We start from the raw sequence: 21,233 nt of genomic DNA on the forward strand, positions 1-21,233 counted from the left end.
CCAGGAGTGTGGACCATGAACGTTGCGACCCCGAACGGCGGCGACAGCGTGGCGGCCCACACCTGGCCGGCCGTACTGGACGCCCTCCTCCAGGGCCGTGACCTCAGCGCCGACGACACCGCGTGGGCGATGGACCGGATCATGCGCGGCGAGGCCACCGACGCGCAGATCGCCGGGTTCGCGGTGGCGCTGCGCGCCAAGGGCGAGACCGTCGCGGAGATCTCCGGCCTGGTCCGGACGATGTACGCGCACGCCAACCTCATCGAGGTGCCGGGCCCGAGCGTGGACATCGTCGGCACCGGCGGCGACGGCGCCAAGACCGTCAACATCTCCACCATGTCCTCGATCGTGGTGGCCGGCACCGGCGCGAAGGTCGTCAAGCACGGCAACCGCGCCGCCTCGTCTGCCAGCGGGGCCTCCGACGTGCTGGAGAAGCTGGGCGTCAATCTCGACCTGACGCCGCGCCGGGTCGTCCAGGTGGCGGAGGAGGCCGGCATCACCTTCTGCTTCGCGGTGAAGTTCCACCCCTCGCTGCGGCACGTCGCCGCCGCGCGGCGCGAGCTGGGCATCCGTACGACCTTCAACGTACTGGGCCCGCTGACCAACCCCGCGAAGGTCCGCGCCCAGGCCACCGGCGTCGCCGACGCGCGGATGGCCCCGATCCTGGCCGGCGTGCTGGCCGAACGCGGTTCCTCGGCGCTGGTCTTCCGGGGCGACGACGGGCTGGACGAGCTGACGACCACCGCCACCTCGAAGGTGTGGGTGGTCCGCGACGGCGCCGTACGGGAGGAGACCTTCGACCCCCGGGACGTGGGGATCGGCCTGGTGCCCGTGGAAGCGCTGCGCGGCGCCGACGCCTCGTACAACGCGGACGTGGCGCGCCGCCTGCTGGGCGGCGAGGAGGGGCCGGTGCGCGACGCGGTGCTGCTGAACTCGGCGGCGGCGCTGGTGGCGCTGGCGCCGTCCGGGGCGCCGCTGGCCGAGCAGATCGCGGCGGGCATCGAGCGGGCCGCCGAGGCCATCGACTCCGGCGCGGCCCGCCGGGCCCTGGAGCGCTGGGTGGCGGCCAGCAACGCCTGAGACGACGGTGGTGTGACGAGGGGGCCCGGTCCGGGATGCGGACCGGGCCTTGCGCACGTCTGTCCGTGTGGCATGATGCTGCGCAGGTCACGAGTGACAGCGACTACGGCCCCGGCCCGCTGTCCGGCAACCCTCCGTCCGTGGCGGGGTGCCCCGGGTGATGACCAGGCCGCAGGCAGCGAGGTCTGCGGCAAGCGCGGATCCCTCGTGCCAGGGATCCTGGTCCTTGAGGGAGATCTCCCATGATGCAGCGAATGCGTTAGGGCCGCCGGGCCCCGTTTTCCGCACCCTCTTTTCCTTTCACCGCTGCCGGTCGGCCCCGCTTCGGCGTGTGGGCCCCGCAGCGAAGTCGCCTTGCCTGCACGGGAGTTCGTCATGCCTGTTTCCGCCGCCGTCACCGCTGCCACCACCGCTGCCGCCACCGATGCCGCCGTCCGCGCCCCGCTGCCCGTACTGGGGCGCGACGTCCTGGTCCCGCTCGTCACCGGCGGCGAGGTCGAGTACGCGGCGCTGGACATCGCCGCCAGCGCCCCGGCGCTCCAGCGCGTCTGGGACGACGTGGCCGCGTACGCCCCGTACTACGGCAGCGTGCACCGCGGCGCGGGCTACCTCTCGCAGCTGTCCACCGACCTGTTCGAGAACAGCCGGGCGGAGGTTGCCGGGTTCCTGGGGTGCCGGGAGGGCGACCAGGTGATCTTCACCCGCTCCACCACCGACTCGCTGAACCTGCTGGCCGCCGTGCTGCCTGCGCAGACCCGGGTGTTCGTCTTCGAGACCGAGCACCACGCCTCGCTGCTGCCCTGGGAGCAGCGCGCGGACGTCGAGGTGACGTACCTGGACGCGCCGCGTACGCCGGGGCAGGCGGTGGACACGCTGGAGCGGGCGCTCGCGGAGCGCGAGCCGGGCTCCGCTTCCCAGGATTGTGAGAAGAGCGGAGGCGGAGCGCAGCGGAGCAAGCACGCCCTGGTCTGCGTGACGGGTGCGTCCAATGTGACGGGCGAGCTGTGGCCCGTACGCGAACTGGCTGCGGCGGCGCACGCGCACGGCGCGCGGATCGTGCTGGACGCCGCCCAGCTTGCCCCGCACCACCCGGTCGACATCGCGGAGCTGGACGTGGACTGGGTGGCCTTCTCCGGCCACAAGCTGTACGCGCCGTTCGGCGCCGGTGTGCTGGCCGGGCGCGCGGACTGGCTCCAGGAGGCGGAGCCGTACCTCGCGGGCGGCGGCGCCAGCCGTACGGTCGCGCGCCGCGACGACGGCGGGGTGGACGTCGAGTGGCACACCACCGCCGCCCGCCACGAGGCCGGTTCGCCGAACGTCATCGGCGTCCACGCCATCGCCGCCGCCTGCAAGGCCCTCACCGAGGCGGGCTTCGAGAGCCTGGTCGCCCGGGAGCAGTACCTGGTCGAGCGGGTACGGGCGGGCCTCGCCGAGGTGCCCGAGGTCACCGTGCTGTCGCTGTTCGGGGACGACGCGCCGCGGGTGGGCGTGCTGTCCTTCGTGGTCCGGGGCTGGAACAGCTCGCACTTCGCGGCGGCGCTCTCGGCGGAGTACGGGATCGGCGTGCGCGACGGGCTGTTCTGCGCGCACCCGCTCGTACGGACGCTGCTGGGCGCCGAGTCCGAGGCCCCCGGCGAGTGCGGCGCGCCCGAGGGGGCGCCGGGGGAGAAGTCGCTGAACGCCATCCGGGTGAGCTTCGGCGCCGGTACGCCCGACGAGCACGTGGACCGCTTCGTACGGGCGGTCAAGGAGCTGGTCGCGGACGGCGCGCGGTGGAGCTACCGCACCGAGGACGGCCGCTGCGTGCCGGACACCGCGGCCGCGTAGCGCCCACGGACCGCCCTGCCGCGGCGCTCCGCTGTCCGGGCGCCGCGGCAGGGTGCCGGCGGCGTGGGCGGGGCTCCGGTCAGGCGTCCAGGCCGATGGCGAAGGCCGCTTCGAGGTCGTGCTGGGAGTACGTACGGAACGCGATGTGCGTCTCGGTGGAGGCGACGCCCGGGATCTTGCTGATCCGGCCGGGGATCACGTCCGCCAGCTCGTCGTGCTGGGCGACCCGCACCATCGCGATCAGGTCGTGCGCACCGGTGACCGAGTAGACCTCGCTGACGCCCTCCAGCGCGGCGATCTTCTCCGCGATCTCCGGGATGCGGTCCACGCTGGTCCTGATGAGCACGATCGAAGTGATCACGGCTGGCTCTCTCCCTCGGTCGCCTGCTGTTTCGCCGTTCCGGCGGATCCCACACTACCCGTGGCCGCGGCGGCGTCCCGCGGCGGACAGGGCGCCGGCCGGTAGCGCACCCAGGCGTAGAGGAAGCCCAGGGCGAAGCCCACGACATGGGCCAGGTAGGCCACGCCCGGGGTGCTGGGGTCGCGCTGCGCGGCGAGCCACTGGAGGACGAACCAGAAGAGCAGCACGATCCAGGCGGGGAAGCGCAGCGGCAGGAAGAAGAGGAACGGGTAGAGACTGGTGACCCGGGCCCTGGGGAAGAGGTACAGGAAGGCCCCCAGCACCCCGGAGATCGCCCCCGAGGCGCCGACCAGGGTCTGGCCGGAGGCGGCGTGCGCGGCCGCGTAGCCCATCAGGGCCAGGTAGCCGGTCACGACGTAGAAGACGGTGAACGGCAGCCGGCCCATCCGGGCTTCGGCCATGCCGCCGAAGACGTACAGGAACAGCACGTTGCCCAGCAGGTGCAGCCAGCTGCCGTGCAGGAACAGGGCGGTCAGCGGGGTGAGCAGCGCGTGGGGCGAGCCGCTCCACAGGTCGCGCGGGATGACGCCCCACCGTTCGAAGTAGGCGGTCTGGGCCTGGACCACGGCGTCGCCGGTGCCGTATATGCCGTTGAGGCCGGAGGCGGGGCCGATGACGAACAGGACACAGCACACGGCGATCAGGACGTTCGTCATGCGGGAGAACACGCTCAGCACCGAGCGGACGCGGGGCGTCCGGGGGATCAGGGGCGGGGCCGTCATGAAGTGATCATGGCTTAATGGGGGCATTCGGGACAGAGTGCCTCGCCGCGTCCCGGCTCCCGGGCAGGGCCCGCGCCGCACCGGCGTCAGGCCGTAGGGTACGGGCAGTACCCCGCGTACTTCCGCAGTCCGACGGCGCACCGCGGGAAGCCCCCGAACGACAGCACGAGCCCCGCTCGCCCGAGCGTGACGAAAGAGGACGACACCATGGCTGTTCCCCTGCCGACGGCCGGGACCCGGTGGCGCTGCACGCTGTGCGGCAACCTGACGCGTTTCGATGTGACCCGCCGGTCCGAGACCGTGGAGTACCTCCATTTCGACCTGGCCGGGGAGGCGAAGGTGGAGGAGCGCGAGGTGCGCAGTGAGAGCATCGAGTCCGTGCGCTGCCGCTGGTGCAACGCGGTCGACCAGATCGAGCTGGTGGACCGCCCGGGCGCGAGCGCCTGAGTCGAGCGCCTGAGATCGGAGCGATGCAGCAGTGGTGGAGCGTCCAGATGGGCCTGCGGGGGCGGAGCACGATGCCGAGGCCGGTGCGGCCGCGGCGGACGAGGTGCTCGACCGTCCGTTGCCCGAGGGCGTGCGGCGCCGGGTCGTGGCGCTCACCGCGGAGGCCTTCGGCGGCCTGACGGTCGCCGAACTCCCGCCGCCGCTGCGGCAGTACGCCCGGTTCACCCCCAGTCGCCGGGCCAAGTTCGCGGGCAACGCGATGGCCGCCGCGCTGGAGAACGACGCGGTCTTCCGGCAGCGGATCGCGGGCCGGCTGCGCGAGGCCCAGCCGGAGCTGGCCGAGGCGCTGGACAGCGGCACCCCGCCCGCCGCCGCCGACCCGCTCGATGTCGCGGCGGCGGCCTATGTGCTGCGCCCCGAGGGCTGGGTCAAGCTTGTCGCGGCGGCCGGCGAGGAGGCGCAGCGCGCCCGCGCCGAGCGGGCCGATGAAGAAGCGGAGCGCGAGCTGGCGGCGCTGCGCGAGGAGCTGGCGCAGGCGCGCGCGCAGGCGCGGAGCGAGACCGAGCGCGTCCGCGGCGACCTGGACGCGCTGCGCAAGGAGAACGAGTCGTTGCAGCGCAAGCTGCGCAGCGCGCTCAGCGACGTGAAGCGCGGTGAGGCGGCGGCGCGCAAGGCCGCGGCCGAGACGGAGTCCGTACGGGCCGCCGCCGCGCAGGAGAAGAGCGCGGCGGACAGTGAGGCGCGCCGCCTCAAGGCCCGGATCGCGGAGGCCGAGGCGTCGCTGGAGGCCAGCCGCCGCGCCACCCGGGAGGGCCGCAGCGTCGAGGACATGCGGCTGCGGCTGCTGCTGGACACCGTGCTGGACGCGGCCCAGGGGCTGCGCCGTGAGCTGGCCCTGCCGCCCGCCGACACCCACCCGGCGGACACCGTGGACGCCGTGGCGCCGGGGAAGATGACGCCGAAGGACATCGCCACGCGCGCGCTGTCGGAGACCGACCCCGCGCTGCTGGACCAACTGCTGGCGCTGCCGCAGGCCCACCTGGTGGTGGACGGCTACAACGTCACCAAGACCGGCTATCCCACGATGCCTTTGGACAAGCAGCGGCTGCGGCTGCTGGGCGGCCTCGCGGTGCTGGCCGCCCAGACCGGCGCGGAGATGACGTGCGTCTTCGACGGCGCCGAACTGGCCGCGCCGGTGCTGCTCGCGCCGCCGCGCGGGGTAAGGGTCCTGTTCAGCAAGCCGGGTGTGACGGCCGATGAGCTGATCCGCCAGCTCGTACGGGCCGAGCCGCCCGGCCGCCCGGTGGTGGTGGTCTCCACCGACCGCGAGGTGGCCGACGGCGTCGCCAAGGCGGGGGCGCGGCCGGTGGCATCCGCCCTGCTGCTCAAGCGGCTTGCCCGTATCTGAGGCATCGGCGGGGCCTGGCTGCCGGGGTTTGAGGTCGTACGGTCCGTTCGTGCGATCCGTACGATGCGTACGACTTGTCCGGAACGCTGGACCTTCGGGATGGCGTGGGGGGTATGTTCCGAAGGAGCGTCGCCGGGGGGTTCGATACCGGTGCGGCGCGCGAGGCGGAGGTAAAGGTGTACCCATCAACGAGGCATGGCATGCCTGTCGTTCGTCTCTGAGTGTCAAGTGACCGCTACTGCCTGTGTGATGTTGGTAAAGGATGAGGACCATCCGGGAGTTTTTTCCGATGAGGATTTGAAGCGATCACAAGTCGGTTACTAAGGTCAGGCCTCAACCCTTCATGCAGTTGATCATCCACCCGGGATGAACAGTGAAGGAACCGCCGAGTCCGCGGTGTTGGCGCGGAGCCGGGGTCCAGTACCCCCCCACTCCCGGTAGGCGGCTGAAGGAAGAAGGAGCTCGCCTCCGTGGCGTCCCACCGTCGACCCAAGCAGCCGAGCCGCACGCGCGTGACCGTCCTCACCGCGACCGCGGCGGCGGCCGTCGCCCTTTCGTCCCAGGCCGCGCACGCCGACCCGAAGCCGAAGAAGGAAGACGTCAAGTCGGAGGTCGACAAGCTCTACGAGCAGGCGGAGCAGGCCACCGAGAAGTACAACGGGGCCAAGGAGGACCAGGAGAAGCTCCAGAAGGAGGTGGACAGCCTCCAGGACAAGGTCGCCCGCGGCCAGGGAGAGCTGAACCAGCTCCGCAAGGGCCTCGGTTCGGTGGCCTCCGGCCAGTACCGCAGCGGCAGCATAGACCCGTCCGTGCAGCTGTTCCTGTCCGGCGACCCGGACACCTACCTCGAAAAGGCCGCCACGCTCGACCAGCTGAGCGGCAAGCAGGCCGAGCAGCTGAAGACCATCGCGGACAAGCAGCGGCAGCTCGCGCAGGAGCGCTCGGAGGCCGCGTCCAAGATCCAGGACCTCTCGGACACCCGTAAGGCGCTGGGTGAGAAGAAGGACGAGATCAAGGGCAAGCTCGCCAAGGCGCAGGAGCTGCTCAACACGCTGACCGCCAAGGAGAAGGAAGCGCTCCAGAAGGAGGAGCAGCAGAAGAACCGCTCCAGCCGCGGCAACGAGCGCCCCGACCTGGGCAACGACACCCCGGCCTCGGGCCGTGGCGCCGCCGCGCTGTCCGCCGCCGCCTCCAAGATCGGCTCGCCCTACGTGTGGGGCGCCACCGGTCCGTCCTCCTTCGACTGCTCGGGCCTGACCTCCTGGGCGTACCAGCAGGCCGGCCAGTCGCTGCCGCGCACCTCGCAGGCGCAGGCCAACGCCGGTACCCGGATCGGCTCGCAGAGCGCCCTGAAGCCGGGCGACCTGGTGCTCTTCTACGGCGACCTGCACCACATCGGCCTGTACGCGGGCAACGGCCAGGTGCTGCACGCGCCGAAGCCGGGCGCGTCCGTGCGCTACGAGTCGATCAACAACATGCCCTTCCAGTTCGGCGTCCGCGTCTGACGCGGGCGGGCCCGGTTCCCGCCGACGCGGGGACCGGCCGCCGCTGCCGCCCGATCGGGCGAATTGCGGTGGCTGCCGCTGACTTCACGCCCCGCCGGTGACCTGCGCAGTCACCGGCGGGGCGGCTTTTTGCGTACCGGCAGGGCGCGTTGCGGGTCTTTGGATACGGGCCACCGGCGCCGTTACTGTCTGCCCTCGCAGCCGCCGGTCATCGGCCGTCCGTCCGGGCGGCAGCGGCTGCACGGAAGGGAGTGCGGCTCTCGTGGTGTCCCACCGCCGTGTCTCACAGTCCGGCCTGGCCGGCGCGACGAGGATCACCGTCCTGTCCGCCGCCGCCGTCACCGCGGCCGCGGCCCTGTCGGCGGGCGGGGCGAGCGCCGCCCCGGCCCCGGCGCCCGCCGAGGTCACCTCGCGCGTCGACGCTCTCTACGAGCAGGCCGAGAAGGTCACCGAGGAGTTCAACGGGGCCTCGGAGCGGACCCGGAAGCTACGCGCCGAAGTCACCGCCCTGCAGGACCGGGTGGCCCGTGGCCAGGGGCGCGTCAACCGGCTGCGCGCCCGGCTCGGTGCCGTCGCCTCCGCCCAGTACCGTTCCGGCGGGCTGGACCCGGCCCTGAAGCTGATGCTGTCCGAGGACCCGGCGGGCTACCTCGACAAGGCCTCCGTCCTCGACCGCGTCCACGGCAACCAGGCAGGGCAGCTGCGCGAACTCCAGGGCGCCCAGCGCGGACTGGAGCAGGAGCGCCGGGCGGCGACCGGCAAGCTGACGGACCTGGAGGCGAGCAGGCGCGAGGTCACCCGCCACAAGAAGGACATCGAGCGCAAACTGGCCGCCGCCCGGCACCTGCTGAGCGCGCTGAAGGGCGCCGACCGGGCGGCCTACGACCGGGCGAACCGCGGCGTCGGGCGGTCGCTGCCCGGCCTGTCCGGGGCGGCGCACCCCTCGGGCCGCTCCGGGGCCGCCGTCCAGGCGGTACGCGCGGCGATCGGCAGGCCGTACGCGTGGGGGCGCTCCGGCCCGTCCGCCTTCGACTGCTCCGGGCTGATGCAGTGGGCCTACGCGCGCGCCGGGATCGCCATCCCGCGCACCTCGCAAGCCCAGCGCGGCGCCGGGCGGCAGGTTCAGGTCAGCCAGGCCAGGCCGGGAGACCTGGTCATCTACCGGGACGATGCCAGTCATGTCGGCATGTATGTGGGCAACGGACAGGTGGTGCACGCGCCGTACCCGGGCGCGCGGGTGCGGTCCGACCCCGTCGGCATGATGCCGATCTCGTCCGTAACCCGCCCCTGACCCCTGTCCGCACCCCGGGACGGTGCTTACGATCAGCCGCGTGGCAGGTCATCAGGTACGGCGGCAGTCGGTGCGGGGGATCAGGGTGGCGCTGTGCGCGGCCCTGCCGCTGGCGCTGCTGTCGCTGCTCACCGGCTGCGACGGACCGGCCGACGCGCAGGCCGCCCCGCCGGGCATCCAGCGCATGCTGGACCAGCGCGCCGCGGCCGTACGGAACCGGGACACCGGGGCCTTCCTCGCCTCGGTCGACCCCCGCGCGGCCGGGTACCGCGCCGAGCAGCGCCGGATGTTCGCCAACCTCGCGCGGGTGCCGCTGGCCGCCTGGTCGTACGAGCTGGTGCGCACCGACGCGTTCGGGCTGCCCGCGGTCGTCGGCGCGGACGGGCGGCGGGTGGCGGCCGAGGTGCGGCTGCGCTACCGGCTCACCGGGTACGACAGCGCGCCGGTCACCGCCGTCCAGTACCTGACCTTCACCGACCGCGGCGGCCGGTGGCGGATCAGCTCGGACTCGGACGGCGCCGTGGGCGGGCGGCGCAGCGCGCGCCAGCTGTGGGACCAGGGGCCGGTCGAGGTCGTCCGGGGGCGGCACAGCCTGGTCCTCGGGGTCGGGCGCGGCACCGCGGCGCTGCGCGAACTGGCGGAGCGTACGGACGCGGCGGTGCCCGCCGTCGGCAGGGCGTGGCCCGGGAAGTGGGCCGGGCGGGTGGTGGTCGAGGCGCCGCAGTCGCTGGAGCGGATGGCGGAGCTGCTGAACGCCACCGACCCGGCGGGCTACCGGGGCATAGCGGCCGTGACGACCGGCGAGTCCGGCCCGGCTCCGGCGGCCCCCGCCGACCGGGTCGTCGTCAATCCGGAGGCGTACGGCGAACTGTCCGAGACCGGACGGCAGGTCGTGCTGACGCACGAGACCACCCACGTCGCCACGCGTACGGACACCACCTCCGCCACTCCGATGTGGCTCTCCGAGGGCTTCGCCGACTGGGCCGCCTACCGCGGCGGCAGCCGCCCGGCCGCCACCGCCCCCGAACTGGCCCACGCGGTCGCCAAGGGCGCGCCCCCGTCCCGGCTCCCGGCCGACGGCGACTTCCGCTTCAGCCGCAGTGCCCGGCAGCTGGCCCGTGCCTACGAGGGCGGCTGGCTGGCCTGCCGCATGATCGCCGACAAGTGGGGCGAGCGGACGCTCGGCGCTTTCTACCGGGCGGTGGGCCGCGGCGACGAGGAGAGTGCCGGGCAGGCGATGCGGGACCAGCTGGGTGTCAGCCCGGCGGAGTTCACCCGGCGGTGGCGGGCTTACGTGGCCGAGCAGTTGGGCTGACGGGCGGCGGTGGCGCCGGGGTGGTCTTCTCCCCGCCGCCGCTGCCCGGTCACCGTAGAGCGCCACAGCCTGCGGCAGGCGACCAGCGAGGCGGCCACCAGCAGGCCGTTGCGTACGGCCAGCAGGGCGACGCCGGGCCCCTGACTGGTCACCACGTCCGCGAACCAGATGGGGAACTCCAGCAGCGTCGCCCCGGCCGCCAGCAGCACCAGGACGGCAGGCAGTCCCATCCGGCCGGCCCGCCTCGTCATGCACACGGCTGCCGTGCCGACCAGCCAGATCATGTACTGCGGGCTGATGACCCGGCTGGTGGTGACGAAGAGGAGGAGGGCGGTGAAGGCGGCGTCGGCGAGCGTGGCGGACGTGAACTTCCGCGCGCGCAGCCGCCACAGGAGCAGCCAGCCGAAGGCCGCCGCGGTCAGGACCAGCGCCAGGGAGCTGACCAGCGGTACGTACGGGCCGACGAATTCCACCGAGCCGTAATTCAGCAGGACCTCGCCGTCCCAGCCGAACTGCCGGGCGAGATGGAAGACGAGCGCGCCCAGCGACTCCACTTCCGTACCCCGGTCGCGCTGGAAGGTGAGGAACGCCAGCCCGCCAGGGGCCCAGGCGACGAGCAGCAGCGTGATCGCCAGTGCGCCGACGGCCGCCGCGCCCCACAGGCTCCGGGCCCGGCGGCCCCGCAGGGGAGCGCCGGTCAGCAGCAGCACCGGCCAGACCTTCAGCAGCGCGCCGAAGGCGACCAGCGCACCGGAGACGCGCGGCCGGCCGGCGGCGGCGAACAGCGCGGCGACGGCCACGGCCGTGACCATCAGGTCGTACCGGGAGTACGCGGTCGGGCCCAGCAGGGCGACTCCCGCGGTCCACACCCAGGCGCCGGTGAGACGTCTGCCCGGCCGCCGGCCCGCGTACAGGAACAGTGAAAAAGCGGCCGCGTCGGCGGCGCAGGCCAGGAGGAAGAAGGCCGAGGCGTAGTCCAGGAAGGGCAGCAGGCCGGGGGAGAGTACGGCGAGCGCGGCGGCCGGCGGATACTGCCAGGTCACGTCGTCGTGCGGGAAGCTGCCGGATCTCAGGACCTCGAACCAGCCGTGGTAGATGCCGGAGATGTCGCTGGTCACGTCCGGCCCGGGCAGCAGCAGCACCTTGAACACGCACAACAGCAGCACCGCCCGGGTCGCGGCCCACGCCGCCACCGGCGGCGCCACGGCGCGCACGGCGTCCCACGGGGGCCGGCTGCCGGCCCTGGTCATCGGCACCTCGTCCCCGTCCATCGTCGCCCTGCCGCCGTCCTGTCGCAGTCCGGCCGCGTCCCGTCGCCGCCCGCCCGGACGCGCGCACGACGGCCTGTCACGACCGTAGACGAGTCACGTCCGTGCCGGGGTTGCCCTCACCGGCCGTGTCCGGCGACCCGGTACTGTGCGAGGGCAATGGACAAGACGCTGATCGTCACGAACGACTTCCCGCCCCGCCCCGGCGGCATCCAGGCCTTCCTGCACAGCATGGCGCTGCGCCTGGACCCGGACCGGGTCGTCGTCTACGCCTCCACCTGGAAGCGGAGCAAGGAGGGCGTCGCCGCCACCGCCCGCTTCGACGCCGAACAGCCCTTCCCGGTCGTACGGGACCGTACGACGATGCTGCTGCCGACGCCCCGGGTGACCCGCACCGCCACCGCCCTGCTGCGCCGCCACGGCTGCTCCTCGGTGTGGTTCGGGGCCGCGGCGCCGCTCGGCCTGATGGCCCCGGCGCTGCGCCGGGCGGGCGCGCGCCGGATCGTGGCCACCACGCACGGGCACGAGGCGGGCTGGGCGCAGCTGCCCGCCTCCCGGCAACTGCTGCGGCGGATCGGCGAGGGCACCGACACGATCACCTACCTCGGCGAGTACACCCGCTCGCGGATCGCCGCCGCGCTGACCCCGGCCGCCGCCGGGCGGATGACGCAACTGCCGCCCGGCGTGGACGAGAAGACCTTCCACCCCGGCTCGGGCGGCGACGAGGTACGGGCCCGGCTCGGACTCGCCGGGCGGCCGGTCGTCGTCTGCGTCTCCCGGCTGGTTCCGCGCAAGGGGCAGGACACCCTGATCGAGGCGATGCCCCGCATCCTGGCCGACGTGCCGGACGCGGTGCTGCTGATCGTCGGCGGCGGCCCGTACGAGAAGCAGCTGCACGCGCTCGCCGTCGAGAAGGGCGTCGCGGATTCGGTGCGCTTCACCGGAGCCGTCCCGTGGGAGGAACTGCCTGCCCACTACGGCGCCGGCGACGTCTTCGCGATGCCGTGCCGCACGCGGCGCGGCGGCCTGGACGTCGAGGGCCTGGGCATCGTCTACCTGGAGGCGTCCGCCACCGGGCTCCCGGTCGTCGCGGGCGACTCCGGCGGCGCGCCGGACGCCGTACTGGACGGCGAGACGGGATATGTCGTCCCGGGCGGCTCCCCGACCGTGGCCGCCGAGCGCATCATCGCCCTCCTGAAGGACCCGGAAGCCCGCCGTCGCATGGGCAAGCGCGGCCGGGCCTGGGTGGAGGAGAAGTGGCGCTGGGACCTGCTGGCGGAGCGGCTGAAGGAACTGCTGTAGGCCGGTACGCGAACGCCGGGCGGGCCGGGGAAGACCCGGCCGCCCGGCGTGTGTGTCCCCGGGGCGCTACGCGCGGTAGATCGCCTCGATCTCCTCGGCGAAGTCCTTCGCCACCACGTTCCGCTTCAGCTTCAGCGACGGCGTGACGTGCCCGGACTCCTCGGTGAACTGCGTCGGCAGGATGCGGAACTTGCGCACCGACTCAGCCTTGGAGACGGCCGCGTTGCCGTCGTCCACCGCCCGCTGCACCGCGGCCAGCAGCTCCGGGTCCTTGCTCAGCTCGGTGACGCCCTGCCCGGCCGGGCGGCCGTTCTCCGCCGCCCAGCGCGGCAGGAACTCCTCGTCGAGGGTGACCAGCGCGCCGACGAACGGGCGGCCGTCGCCGACCACCATGCACTCGGCGATCAGCGCGTGCGCGCGGATGCGGTCCTCGATGACGGCCGGGGCGACGTTCTTGCCGCCCGCCGTCACCAGGATCTCCTTCTTGCGGCCGGTGATCGCGAGGTAGCCGTCCTCGTCGAGGGTGCCGATGTCACCGGTGTGGAACCAGCCGTCGGAGAGCGCCTCCTTGGTGGCGGCCTCGTTGTTCCAGTACTCGGTGAACAGGTGCTCGCCGTGCAGCAGCACCTCGCCGTCGTCGGCGATGCGGACCACCGAGCCGGGCAGCGGCTGGCCGACCGTACCGATCTTCTGCCGGTCCCACGGGTTGAAGGCGGTGGCCGCGCAGGACTCCGTCAGGCCGTAGCCCTCCAGGGCCGTGAAGCCGATGCCGCGGTAGAAGTGGCCCAGCCGCTCGCCCAGCGGCGCGCCGCCGGAGATGGCGTGGGTGGCCCGGCCGCCGAGCACCGCGCGCAGCTTGCCGAAGACCAGCTTGTCGAAGAGCTTGTGCTTGAGCTTCAGACCGAGGCCGGGCCCGGCCGGGGTGTCCAGCGCGCGGCTGTAGGCGATGGCCGTGTCGGCGGCCCGGTCGAAGATCTTGCCCTTGCCCTCGGCCTGCGCCTTGGCCCGCGCCGAGTTGTAGACCTTCTCGAAGACCCGGGGGACGCCGAGGATCAGCGTGGGGCGGAAGGAGGCGAGGTCGTCGGTGAGGTTCTTGATGTCGGGGGCGTGGCCGAGCTTGATGGGCGCCATGACCGAGGCCACCTGCACCAGCCGTCCAAAGACGTGCGCCACCGGCAGGAAGAGGAGTACCGAGGAGTGGCCGGTGCGGAAGAGCGGCTTGAGGCGTTCGACGACGTTGCCGCACTCGGCGAAGAAGCTGCGGTGGGTGAGCACACAGCCCTTGGGCCGGCCGGTGGTGCCGGAGGTGTAGACGATGGTGGCGGGGGAGTCCGCGTCGGCGAGGGCGCTGCGCTCGTCCACCTCCGCGTCGGTGACGCCTTCGCCGGCCGCGCGCAGCCGGGCGACCGCGTCCCGCTCGATCTGCCAGATGTTCTCCAGCGCGGGCAGCCGGTCCCGTACGGACTCGACGGCGGCCTCCTGCGCGGGCGTCTCCACCAGGCAGGCGACGGCGCCGGAGTCGCCGAGGATCCACTGCACCTGCTCGGCGGAGCTGGTCTCGTAGACCGGGACGGTGACCGCGCCCGCGCTCCAGATGGCGAAGTCCAGCAGCGTCCACTCGTAGCGGGTGCGCGACATCAGGCCGATCCGGTCGCCCGGCTCGATCCCGGTGGCCATCAGACCCTTGGCGACGGCCCGCACCTCGGCCAGGAACTCGGTGGCGGTGACGTCCTCGTACCGCCCGTCGACCTTGCGGCCCATGACGGCGACATCGGGGTGCTGCGCGGCATTGCGGCGGATCAGATCCGTCAGGTTGCCGTCCGCGGGGACCTCGTACAGGGCCGGAAGGCTGAACTCGCGCAAGACTGCTGCTCCTCATTGGCGCCGGCGTCACGACGCTGTGTGCTGGCCGGCTGCGGTCCATGATCAGGCAGGGGGGTGTTGGACTGCCCGGACGTTACCCACCGGTATTGCTTTTGGGATAGGGGTGTACGCCCAGATGTTCGATGCGTCACAGCGGTGTGCCGCGCCGTGGGACACGCCTGGGGACTGCTCAGCGCAGACTAGACCAGGCTTTCGGTGACCGGGAAGTAACCGCAGGTGGGACCCCTCTCCCGGCGGTACGCCGTTCGATCTAGGGTGACGTCATGCGAGTGCATGTGGTCAGCGACGTACACGGCAACGGACCGGACCTCGCCAGGGCGGGCGACGGCGCCGACGCCCTGGTCTGCCTGGGCGACCTCGTCCTCTTCCTCGACTACGCCGACCACTCGCGCGGCATCTTCCCCGACCTCTTCGGCGTCGAGAACGCCCACCGGCTGGTCGAACTGCGTACCGCCCGCCGCTTCGAGGAAGCACGCGCCCTGGGCCGGCGGCTGTGGGGCGACATCGAACGCGAGGGCGGCGGCCGGATGGCCGTCATCGAGGCGGCCGTCCGCCGGCAGTACGCCGAACTGTTCGCCGCCTTCCCGGACCGGACGTACGCCACGTACGGCAACGTGGACCTCCCGCACCTGTGGCCCGAATACGCGCGGCCCGGCACCACCGTCCTGGACGGCGAGCGGGCGGAGATCGGCGGCCGGGTCTTCGGGTTCGTCGGCGGCGGGCTGACGACGCCGATGAAGACCCCGTACGAGATCAGCGACGAGGAGTACGCCGCCAAGATCGAGGCCGTCGGCGAGGTGGACGTGCTGTGCACCCACATCCCGCCGGACATTCCCGAGCTGTGCTACGACGTCGTCGCCCGGCGCTTCGAGCGCGGCAGCGCCGCCCTCCTGGACGCGATCCGCCGCACCCGCCCCCGCTACGCGCTGTTCGGACACGTGCACCAGCCGCTGGCCCCGCGGGTGCGCGTCGGCGCCACCGAGTGCGTCAACGTCGGGCACTTCAACGCGACGGGAACGCCGTACGTCATGGAGTGGTGACGGCCTTCCCGGGACCTTCTCCGGGAACGGCCGGGACCAGCGGGGAGCCTGTCCGGGGCGCTTTCCCCGCGCGGTAGCCTTCAGCAGCAGGGATACGCGTCTGGCGGACCGGCACGAATCGGCATGGAGGAGTCACGGCGATGGCCGAACACACCAGCTCTAGCATCACGATCGAGGCGGCACCCGCCGAGGTGATGGGAGTGATCGCCGACTTTGACCGCTACCCGGACTGGACCGGCGAGGTCAAGGAAGCCGAGATCCTCAGCAAGGACGAGCAGGGCCGTGCCGAGCAGGTCCGGCTGGTGCTGGACGCCGGCGCGATCAAGGACGACCACACCCTCGCCTACCACTGGATCAGCGACCACGAGGTCAGCTGGTCGCTGGTGAAGTCCCAGATGCTGCGCACCCTCGACGGCTCCTACCGGCTGGTCCCGCTGGCCGGCGGCGCGCACACCGAAGTGACGTACCAGCTCACCGTGGACGTCAAGATCCCGATGCTCGGCATGATCAAGCGCAAGGCGGAGAAGGTCATCATCGACCGCGCCCTGGACGGGCTGAAGAAGCGCGTCGAGAACGGCCCCGCGGCCCCCGCCGGCGAGGCCAAGAGCCGCTGACCATGCGCACCGTCCTCGTCACCGGCCCCGGCGGCGCCGGCCGCACCACGATCGCCGCCGCGACCGCCCTGGCCGGTGCCCGGCGCGGCGAGCGCGTCCTGCTGCTCACCGCCCGCGGCGGCGCGGCGGAACGCGTCCTGGGCATCCGGCCCGTCCGCCCCGGCGACGGCCCGGTGCCCGTCGTCCCCGGCCTGCACATCCGCTGCGTCGACGCCGGTGACCACTTCCGCCGCGAGGCGCTGGCCTTCCAGGAGCGCGCGGGAACCGCCCTCGACCTGCTCGGCGCCGCGCCCCTGGACGAGGACGAACTGACCGAACTCCCCGGCGCCGAGGCGTTCGCCCTGCTCCACGAGGTGCGCGCGGCACACGAAGCGGGGGCCGGGCCCGACGGCCCGGACACGGTCGTCGTCGACATGCCGCCCGCCGCCGACACCGTTGCCCTGCTCGCGCTGCCCGAGCAGGCCCGCCGCTACCTCCGCCGCCTGCTGCCGCCCGAGCGCCAGGCCGCCCGCGCGCTGCGGCCGGTGCTCGCCCAGCTCGCGGGGGTGCAGCTGCCCACGCAGAAGCTGTACGAGGCCGCCGAGCGCTGGGAGCACGAACTCGCCGCCGTACAGGCCGTCATCGACCACCCCGGCACGACCGTACGGATCGTCACCGAGGCGGGCCCGGGAGCCGTCGCCGACCTGCGCGAGGTGCGCTCCGGCCTCGCCCTGTTCGGGCACCGCACCGACGCCGTCGTCGCCAACCGGCTGCTGCCCACCGGCTCGTCCGACCCCTTCCTGGCCGGGCTCTCCGGACAGCAGCAGAGCGCGCTCAAGGCGCTGCGCGAGGAGTTCCCCGAGGCGCCGGTGATCGAGGTGCCGCACCTGGGCCGCGACCCCGAGGGCGTCGAGGAACTGGACGCACTGATCAGCGGCGCTGCCGGGGAACCGGCCGCGCCCGGCGACGCCGGGGACCCGTGGACGGTGGAGGACCGGCTCGCCTCCGACGGCCTGCTGGTGTGGCGGGTGCCGCTGCCGGGCGCCGACCGCGACGGGCTCGGGCTGCTGCGGCGCGGCGACGAGGTGATCGTGACCGCCGGCCGCTTCCGGCGGATACGGACCCTGCCCTCCGCGCTGCGCCGCTGCTCGGTCTCCGGAGCGGGGTTGCGCGACGGCGCGCTGCACATCCGTTTCACGCCCGACCCCGCCCTCTGGCCCCGCGGTCTGTGAACGGCACACCGCCGTTCGGGTAACGTCGGGAGAAGCAGCACCGCCTCGAATTCCGCCGCACCCGCGCGGCGGCAGATCCGCCTCGCCGCAGGAGTCCGCCATGAGCGATGCCACCGAGCGCCCCGCCGACCGTACGGACCGGTTCGACGCCGATGCCTGGGAGACGGCCTGCGCCGAGGACCTGGCCGCCGAGAAGGCCCGCCGCCGCGCGCAGTACGGCCCGCCGCCCGGCAGCGCCGCCGAGGAACTGCGCCGCCTCGCCGAGGCCGTCACCGACAAGCTCGCCGGCATCCAGCTGCCGGGCGCGCTCGCCGGAATGGCCGCGCAGGGCGCCGTACAGCAGCTGTTCCGGCAGGCCAAGGCCGTCGTGGAGCCGGTCGTCGAGCGCAACCCGGAGGTCTTCGACCACCTCGCCGCCGCCGGCTCCGAACTGCTGGCCGCCTACCGCTCGGCCGTCCAGAACAGCGAGAGCCGCTGGACCCGCGAGGCCGCCGACGAGGCCGCCACGGCCGACCCGCGCGACGCCGCCGACCCGGAGACGGGCCGGGACGGCCGTGACGCCGGCACCGTCCACGACATCCGCGACAAGCGCGACACCGCGGACGGCCCCCGCCGGGACGACGACGGCCCGGCCGGCACCGAGCGGATCGACCTCGACTGAGGCCCGCGCACGGCCCCTCTCGGCCGGGAGGGCGCGGGTGGCGCCCCCCACTCCGGTACCGTTGTACGCGGCGGGGTACGACCAATAACTGAGGGACACATGGGACTCACCATCGGCGTCGACATCGGCGGCACGAAGATCGCGGCCGGCGTGGTCGACGAAGAGGGCACGATCCTCGAAACGTGCAAGGTGCCGACCCCGCAGGCCACCGACGAGCTGACGGAGGCCATCGCCGACGCGGTCCGCACCGTCGGCGCCGACCACGAGGTCGAGGCCGTCGGCATCGGAGCCGCCGGCTATGTGGACGAGAAGCGGGCCACCGTCCTGTTCGCACCGAACATCGACTGGCGCCACGAGCCGCTGAAGGACAAGGTCGAACAGCGCGTCGGCCTGCCCGTCGTCGTCGAGAACGACGCCAACGCGGCGGCCTGGGGCGAGTACCGCTTCGGCGCCGGCCAGGGCCACAGCGACGTCATCTGCATCACCCTGGGCACCGGCCTGGGCGGCGGCATCATCATCGGCAACAAGCTGCGCCGCGGCCGGTTCGGCGTCGCCGCCGAGTTCGGCCACATCCGCGTCGTACCGGACGGCCTGCTGTGCGGCTGCGGCAGCCAGGGCTGCTGGGAGCAGTACGCCTCCGGCCGCGCCCTGCTGCGCTACGCCCGCCAGCGCGCCTTCGCCACCCCCGAGAACGCCGAGGTGCTGCTGTCGATGGGCGACGGCACCTCCGAGGGCATCGAGGGCCGGCACATCAGCGCGGCCGCCCGCCAGGGCGACGCGGTCGCCATCGACTCCTTCCGTGAGCTGGCCCGCTGGGCCGGCGCGGGCCTGGCCGACCTGGCCTCGCTCTTCGACCCGTCCGCCTTCATCGTCGGCGGCGGCGTCTCGGACGAGGGCGAACTGGTCCTCGACCCGATCCGCAAGTCCTTCCGCCGCTGGCTGGTGGGCAACCAGTGGCGCCCGCACGCGCAGGTGCTCGCCGCCCAGCTCGGCGGCAAGGCCGGTCTCGTCGGCGCCGCCGACCTGGCGCGCCAGGGCTGACCCGCGGTGCCGGCCGAGCTGCCCGCCTCAGGGACCGAGCCGGGCTCCGCTTCCGAGGACCTCGCATCGGGCGGGGACGGAGCGAAGCGGAGCGGCTCGGCCGTGCTCCGTGTGCTGAGCTACAACGTCCGTTCGCTGCGCGACGACCGCGCGGCGCTGGCCCGGGTGATCCGGGCCTGCGCCCCGGACATCGTGTTCGTGCAGGAGGCGCCGCGGTTCTTCCGCTGGCGCAAGAGCGTGGCGGCGCTGTGCCGGGCGACGGACCTGGTGCATGTGACGGGCGGCGCCACCGCGGCCGGCCCGATGATCCTGTCCTCGCTGCGCGCCCACGTGGAGCGCACCGAGGACGTGCTGCTGCCCCGCACCCCCGGCCTGCACCAGCGCGGTTTCGCGACCGCGGTGGTACGGATCGGGGGCGCCCGGCTCGGCCTGCTCAGCTGCCACCTCAGCCTCCAGGCGGCCGAGCGCCACGACCAGGCGGGCCTGCTGCTGGAGCGGCTGCGCGCGCTGGACACCCCGTACGCCGTCGCGGCCGGTGACCTGAACGACCGGCCGGACGGGCGTGCCTTCCGGCGGCTGGCGGGCTCGCTCACCGACGCCTGGGCGGCGGCGCCGTGGGGCGGGGAGTTCACCTCCACACCCCACGACCCGCACCAGCGCATCGACGCCGTGTTCACCACCGAGGGCGTCGAGGTGCTGGGCTGCGGCGTGCCGCGTGATCTGCCGGGCGTCAGCCACGGCGACCTCCTCGCGGCGACCGATCACCTCCCGGTGCTGGCCGCCCTCCGGGTCCCGGCAGCCTGAGGCGCTCTCAGGACAGCTTCATCCGCGGCTCACCGCGCTCGTTGCGGCCCGGGCCGCCGCCGGTGCAGGTGAGCCGGTGCTTGGGGGCCTTGGCCGAGTCGATGCCGGCGTACGCCTGCCGCAGGCAGTTGCGCAGCGCCAACTGGCCCCAGTGGTTGGGGTGCAGGGCTTCCTGCACCTGGAACGGCGGCAGCACCGCGCTGACCGTCCGTACCCAGCTGATCCACTCGGTCTTGTCGGACGCCCCCGGGTCGGTCCACCGGCTCACCGTGCCGCGCACCGGATCGACCAGCCCGACGCCCCGCTGGCACAGGCGGTGCCCGTCGAAGCTGTGCGTCAGGTCGAGGAAGCGGACGTTGGTCAGCCCGCTCTTGTCGATGCCCCGCTCGACCGCGCGGCTGACCGCGGGCAGCACGCTGTCCACCGCCCAGTCGGCGTCCCGGTCGGTGAAAGCGCAGCCGCCCAGCGTCTGGCGCGCGCCCAACGCCGCCGGGTAGCGGAAGTCGCGGCCGTGCGGAATGGGTGCCGGGTAGTTCTGCACGATCACGTCGTACTCGTCGGGGTCGTGGCCCGCCCGCAGCATCGCCCGCCGTACGTTCTGCAGCCCGCCCGCGATGTCGCCCGCGCGCTGCTCGACCGCCCGGTCGGTGAACCGGGCGCGGTTGGCCGCGTCCTGGCTGCACGACTTCGGCACCGGGCTCAGGTACGCCAGGACGCAGGACGTGACCACGTCGCCGAAGCGGAAGTCGTTGCCGCCGACCGAGACCGCGACCATCCGCACCGGGTGGTCGCGGGCGTACTCCTCCAGCTGCTTGGCCTGGCCCGGCACGCCCGCCGCGTCCGAGAAGTCCAGCCCCGGTTTGGCGACGCCCCGCGGGGCGAGGAAGGAGTCGGTACGGGCGCCGGAACAGGCCAGGTTCTCGCTCTCGGTGCCGGGCAGCCCGAGGTGGATCTCGGCGGAGCGCGAGCGGTGGCACTTCGGGATGCGCTCGGCGGTGCGGCGCGCGTTGTCGTAGTACGCGGTGGGGCCGAGCGCGTCGATACGGGGGAAGTTGGCCGGGTTGGCGTCGGAGTTGCCCGCCCAGCGCCCGGCCTCGCCGGAGATGTAGGAGTCGCCGAGGGAGACCACGGCGCCCGGCGCGGCGGGCTGCCCCTCCTGTGGCGGACCGGCCGCCGCGGGGGCGGTGGCCAGCAGCCCGGTGACCGCGGCGACGGTGACGGCGGCCGCGGCGACCCGGGTACGGCGGCGTGGACGTGGGCATGACGACACGAGCGGATGACGCATGGAATCCTCCCGGAGACACGGCCGGATACTCGGCGTGATCATCTCCGGTCGGAGGGTCACCGGCGGTCAGGACACCCGGCGGGCGGGGGTAAACCGCCCGAAGGAAG

Annotated in this window: 19 protein-coding genes and 1 riboswitch; of the genes, 14 read left to right on the forward strand and 5 right to left on the reverse strand. The window is 73.4% G+C overall.

Annotated features, from left to right (window positions below; genetic code table 11):
- Positions 1 to 15: 15 nt before the first annotated feature.
- Positions 16 to 1,080, forward strand: coding sequence for an anthranilate phosphoribosyltransferase (trpD, locus tag IH45_RS0109760; RefSeq protein WP_030664533.1), 1,065 nt, complete (start codon positions 16 to 18; stop codon positions 1,078 to 1,080).
- Positions 1,081 to 1,165: 85 nt separating this feature from the next.
- Positions 1,166 to 1,283, forward strand: a riboswitch (SAM riboswitch).
- A 172-nt stretch (positions 1,284 to 1,455) separates the two neighbouring features.
- Positions 1,456 to 2,907 (forward strand): aminotransferase class V-fold PLP-dependent enzyme, encoded by a 1,452-nt coding sequence (locus IH45_RS0109765; RefSeq protein WP_030664535.1) that lies wholly within the window; start codon positions 1,456 to 1,458, stop codon positions 2,905 to 2,907.
- 79 nt (positions 2,908 to 2,986) lie between these two features.
- On the opposite strand, the gene IH45_RS0109770 is transcribed toward IH45_RS0109765, so the two are convergent.
- Positions 2,987 to 3,268, reverse strand: coding sequence for an Lrp/AsnC family transcriptional regulator (locus tag IH45_RS0109770; RefSeq protein ID WP_003982411.1), 282 nt, complete (start codon positions 3,266 to 3,268; stop codon positions 2,987 to 2,989).
- Entirely contained in the window at positions 3,265 to 3,984 is a 720-nt protein-coding gene (locus IH45_RS0109775) for a rhomboid family intramembrane serine protease (protein ID WP_030664538.1), read from the reverse strand. The genes IH45_RS0109770 and IH45_RS0109775 overlap by 4 nt, the downstream gene beginning before the upstream one ends.
- A 273-nt stretch (positions 3,985 to 4,257) precedes the next feature.
- On the opposite strand from IH45_RS0109775, the gene IH45_RS0109785 reads away from it, so the two are divergent.
- From IH45_RS0109785 to IH45_RS0109805, 5 genes are all read left to right on the forward strand, one after another.
- Positions 4,258 to 4,497, forward strand: a complete 240-nt coding sequence (locus tag IH45_RS0109785) for a hypothetical protein (protein ID WP_030664539.1) — start codon at positions 4,258 to 4,260, stop codon at positions 4,495 to 4,497.
- Positions 4,498 to 4,528: 31 nt separating this feature from the next.
- Entirely contained in the window at positions 4,529 to 5,905 is a 1,377-nt protein-coding gene (locus IH45_RS0109790; protein ID WP_030664541.1) for an NYN domain-containing protein, read from the forward strand.
- A gap of 470 nt (positions 5,906 to 6,375) precedes the next feature.
- Entirely contained in the window at positions 6,376 to 7,410 is a 1,035-nt protein-coding gene (locus IH45_RS0109795) for a C40 family peptidase (RefSeq protein WP_032917092.1), read from the forward strand.
- Positions 7,411 to 7,672: 262 nt separating this feature from the next.
- The gene (locus IH45_RS0109800; RefSeq protein ID WP_030664546.1) at positions 7,673 to 8,701 is read left to right on the forward strand and encodes a C40 family peptidase; all 1,029 of its coding nucleotides are present in this window, start codon (positions 7,673 to 7,675) and stop codon (positions 8,699 to 8,701) included.
- A gap of 40 nt (positions 8,702 to 8,741) precedes the next feature.
- Entirely contained in the window at positions 8,742 to 10,016 is a 1,275-nt protein-coding gene (locus tag IH45_RS0109805; RefSeq protein ID WP_078897398.1) for a hypothetical protein, read from the forward strand.
- Here IH45_RS0109805 and IH45_RS0109810 read toward each other — a convergent pair.
- Positions 9,992 to 11,287 (reverse strand): glycosyltransferase 87 family protein, encoded by a 1,296-nt coding sequence (locus IH45_RS0109810; RefSeq protein ID WP_394298666.1) that lies wholly within the window; start codon positions 11,285 to 11,287, stop codon positions 9,992 to 9,994. The genes IH45_RS0109805 and IH45_RS0109810 overlap by 25 nt on opposite strands.
- A 156-nt stretch (positions 11,288 to 11,443) precedes the next feature.
- Between IH45_RS0109810 and IH45_RS0109815 the strand changes: the two genes are divergently transcribed.
- Complete coding sequence (locus IH45_RS0109815; protein WP_030664555.1) at positions 11,444 to 12,586, forward strand: glycosyltransferase family 4 protein; 1,143 nt, start codon at positions 11,444 to 11,446, stop codon at positions 12,584 to 12,586.
- A 66-nt stretch (positions 12,587 to 12,652) separates the two neighbouring features.
- On the opposite strand, the gene IH45_RS0109820 is transcribed toward IH45_RS0109815, so the two are convergent.
- Entirely contained in the window at positions 12,653 to 14,449 is a 1,797-nt protein-coding gene (locus IH45_RS0109820) for an AMP-dependent synthetase/ligase (protein WP_030664558.1), read from the reverse strand.
- A 296-nt stretch (positions 14,450 to 14,745) separates the two neighbouring features.
- On the opposite strand from IH45_RS0109820, the gene IH45_RS0109825 reads away from it, so the two are divergent.
- The 6 genes from IH45_RS0109825 to IH45_RS0109850 all read left to right on the forward strand — a co-directional run bounded on the left by IH45_RS0109825 (position 14,746) and on the right by IH45_RS0109850 (position 19,841).
- Positions 14,746 to 15,510: a metallophosphoesterase family protein gene (locus IH45_RS0109825; RefSeq protein WP_030664561.1), complete on the forward strand. Its 765-nt coding sequence runs from the start codon at positions 14,746 to 14,748 to the stop codon at positions 15,508 to 15,510.
- A gap of 140 nt (positions 15,511 to 15,650) precedes the next feature.
- The gene (locus tag IH45_RS0109830; RefSeq protein ID WP_030664565.1) at positions 15,651 to 16,124 is read left to right on the forward strand and encodes an SRPBCC family protein; all 474 of its coding nucleotides are present in this window, start codon (positions 15,651 to 15,653) and stop codon (positions 16,122 to 16,124) included.
- Between the two features lie 2 nt (positions 16,125 to 16,126).
- Positions 16,127 to 17,335, forward strand: coding sequence for an ArsA family ATPase (locus tag IH45_RS0109835; RefSeq protein ID WP_030664568.1), 1,209 nt, complete (start codon positions 16,127 to 16,129; stop codon positions 17,333 to 17,335).
- A gap of 100 nt (positions 17,336 to 17,435) precedes the next feature.
- Positions 17,436 to 17,996 (forward strand): DUF5304 domain-containing protein, encoded by a 561-nt coding sequence (locus tag IH45_RS0109840; RefSeq protein ID WP_030664571.1) that lies wholly within the window; start codon positions 17,436 to 17,438, stop codon positions 17,994 to 17,996.
- A gap of 99 nt (positions 17,997 to 18,095) precedes the next feature.
- Positions 18,096 to 19,037 (forward strand): ROK family glucokinase, encoded by a 942-nt coding sequence (locus IH45_RS0109845; RefSeq protein WP_030664573.1) that lies wholly within the window; start codon positions 18,096 to 18,098, stop codon positions 19,035 to 19,037.
- Between the two features lie 102 nt (positions 19,038 to 19,139).
- A complete protein-coding gene (locus IH45_RS0109850) occupies positions 19,140 to 19,841 on the forward strand; it encodes an endonuclease/exonuclease/phosphatase family protein (RefSeq protein WP_050514696.1) in 702 nt (233 codons plus the stop codon).
- A 7-nt stretch (positions 19,842 to 19,848) separates the two neighbouring features.
- On the opposite strand, the gene IH45_RS0109855 is transcribed toward IH45_RS0109850, so the two are convergent.
- A complete protein-coding gene (locus IH45_RS0109855; protein WP_032917093.1) occupies positions 19,849 to 21,126 on the reverse strand; it encodes an SGNH/GDSL hydrolase family protein in 1,278 nt (425 codons plus the stop codon).
- Positions 21,127 to 21,233: the final 107 nt, after the last annotated feature.

The organism is Streptomyces rimosus subsp. rimosus (assembly GCF_000720725.1).
In the GTDB taxonomy this organism is placed as follows: Bacteria; Actinomycetota; Actinomycetes; order Streptomycetales; family Streptomycetaceae; genus Streptomyces; species Streptomyces rimosus_A.

What these genes read in the sequence shown, in the direction of transcription:
- trpD (WP_030664533.1), top strand. Translation starts at nt 16, where the DNA reads ATGAACGTTGCGACCCCGAACGGCGGCGACAGCGTGGCGGCCCACACC.
- IH45_RS0109785 (WP_030664539.1), top strand. Translation starts at nt 4,258, where the DNA reads ATGGCTGTTCCCCTGCCGACGGCCGGGACCCGGTGGCGCTGCACGCTG.
- IH45_RS0109840 (WP_030664571.1), top strand. Translation starts at nt 17,436, where the DNA reads ATGAGCGATGCCACCGAGCGCCCCGCCGACCGTACGGACCGGTTCGAC.
- IH45_RS0109855 (WP_032917093.1), bottom strand. Translation starts at nt 21,126, where the DNA reads ATGCGTCATCCGCTCGTGTCGTCATGCCCACGTCCACGCCGCCGTACC.
- IH45_RS0109815 (WP_030664555.1), top strand. Translation starts at nt 11,444, where the DNA reads ATGGACAAGACGCTGATCGTCACGAACGACTTCCCGCCCCGCCCCGGC.
- IH45_RS0109775 (WP_030664538.1), bottom strand. Translation starts at nt 3,984, where the DNA reads ATGACGAACGTCCTGATCGCCGTGTGCTGTGTCCTGTTCGTCATCGGC.
- IH45_RS0109845 (WP_030664573.1), top strand. Translation starts at nt 18,096, where the DNA reads ATGGGACTCACCATCGGCGTCGACATCGGCGGCACGAAGATCGCGGCC.
- IH45_RS0109765 (WP_030664535.1), top strand. Translation starts at nt 1,456, where the DNA reads ATGCCTGTTTCCGCCGCCGTCACCGCTGCCACCACCGCTGCCGCCACC.
- IH45_RS0109830 (WP_030664565.1), top strand. Translation starts at nt 15,651, where the DNA reads ATGGCCGAACACACCAGCTCTAGCATCACGATCGAGGCGGCACCCGCC.
- IH45_RS0109835 (WP_030664568.1), top strand. Translation starts at nt 16,127, where the DNA reads ATGCGCACCGTCCTCGTCACCGGCCCCGGCGGCGCCGGCCGCACCACG.
- IH45_RS0109810 (WP_394298666.1), bottom strand. Translation starts at nt 11,287, where the DNA reads ATGGACGGGGACGAGGTGCCGATGACCAGGGCCGGCAGCCGGCCCCCG.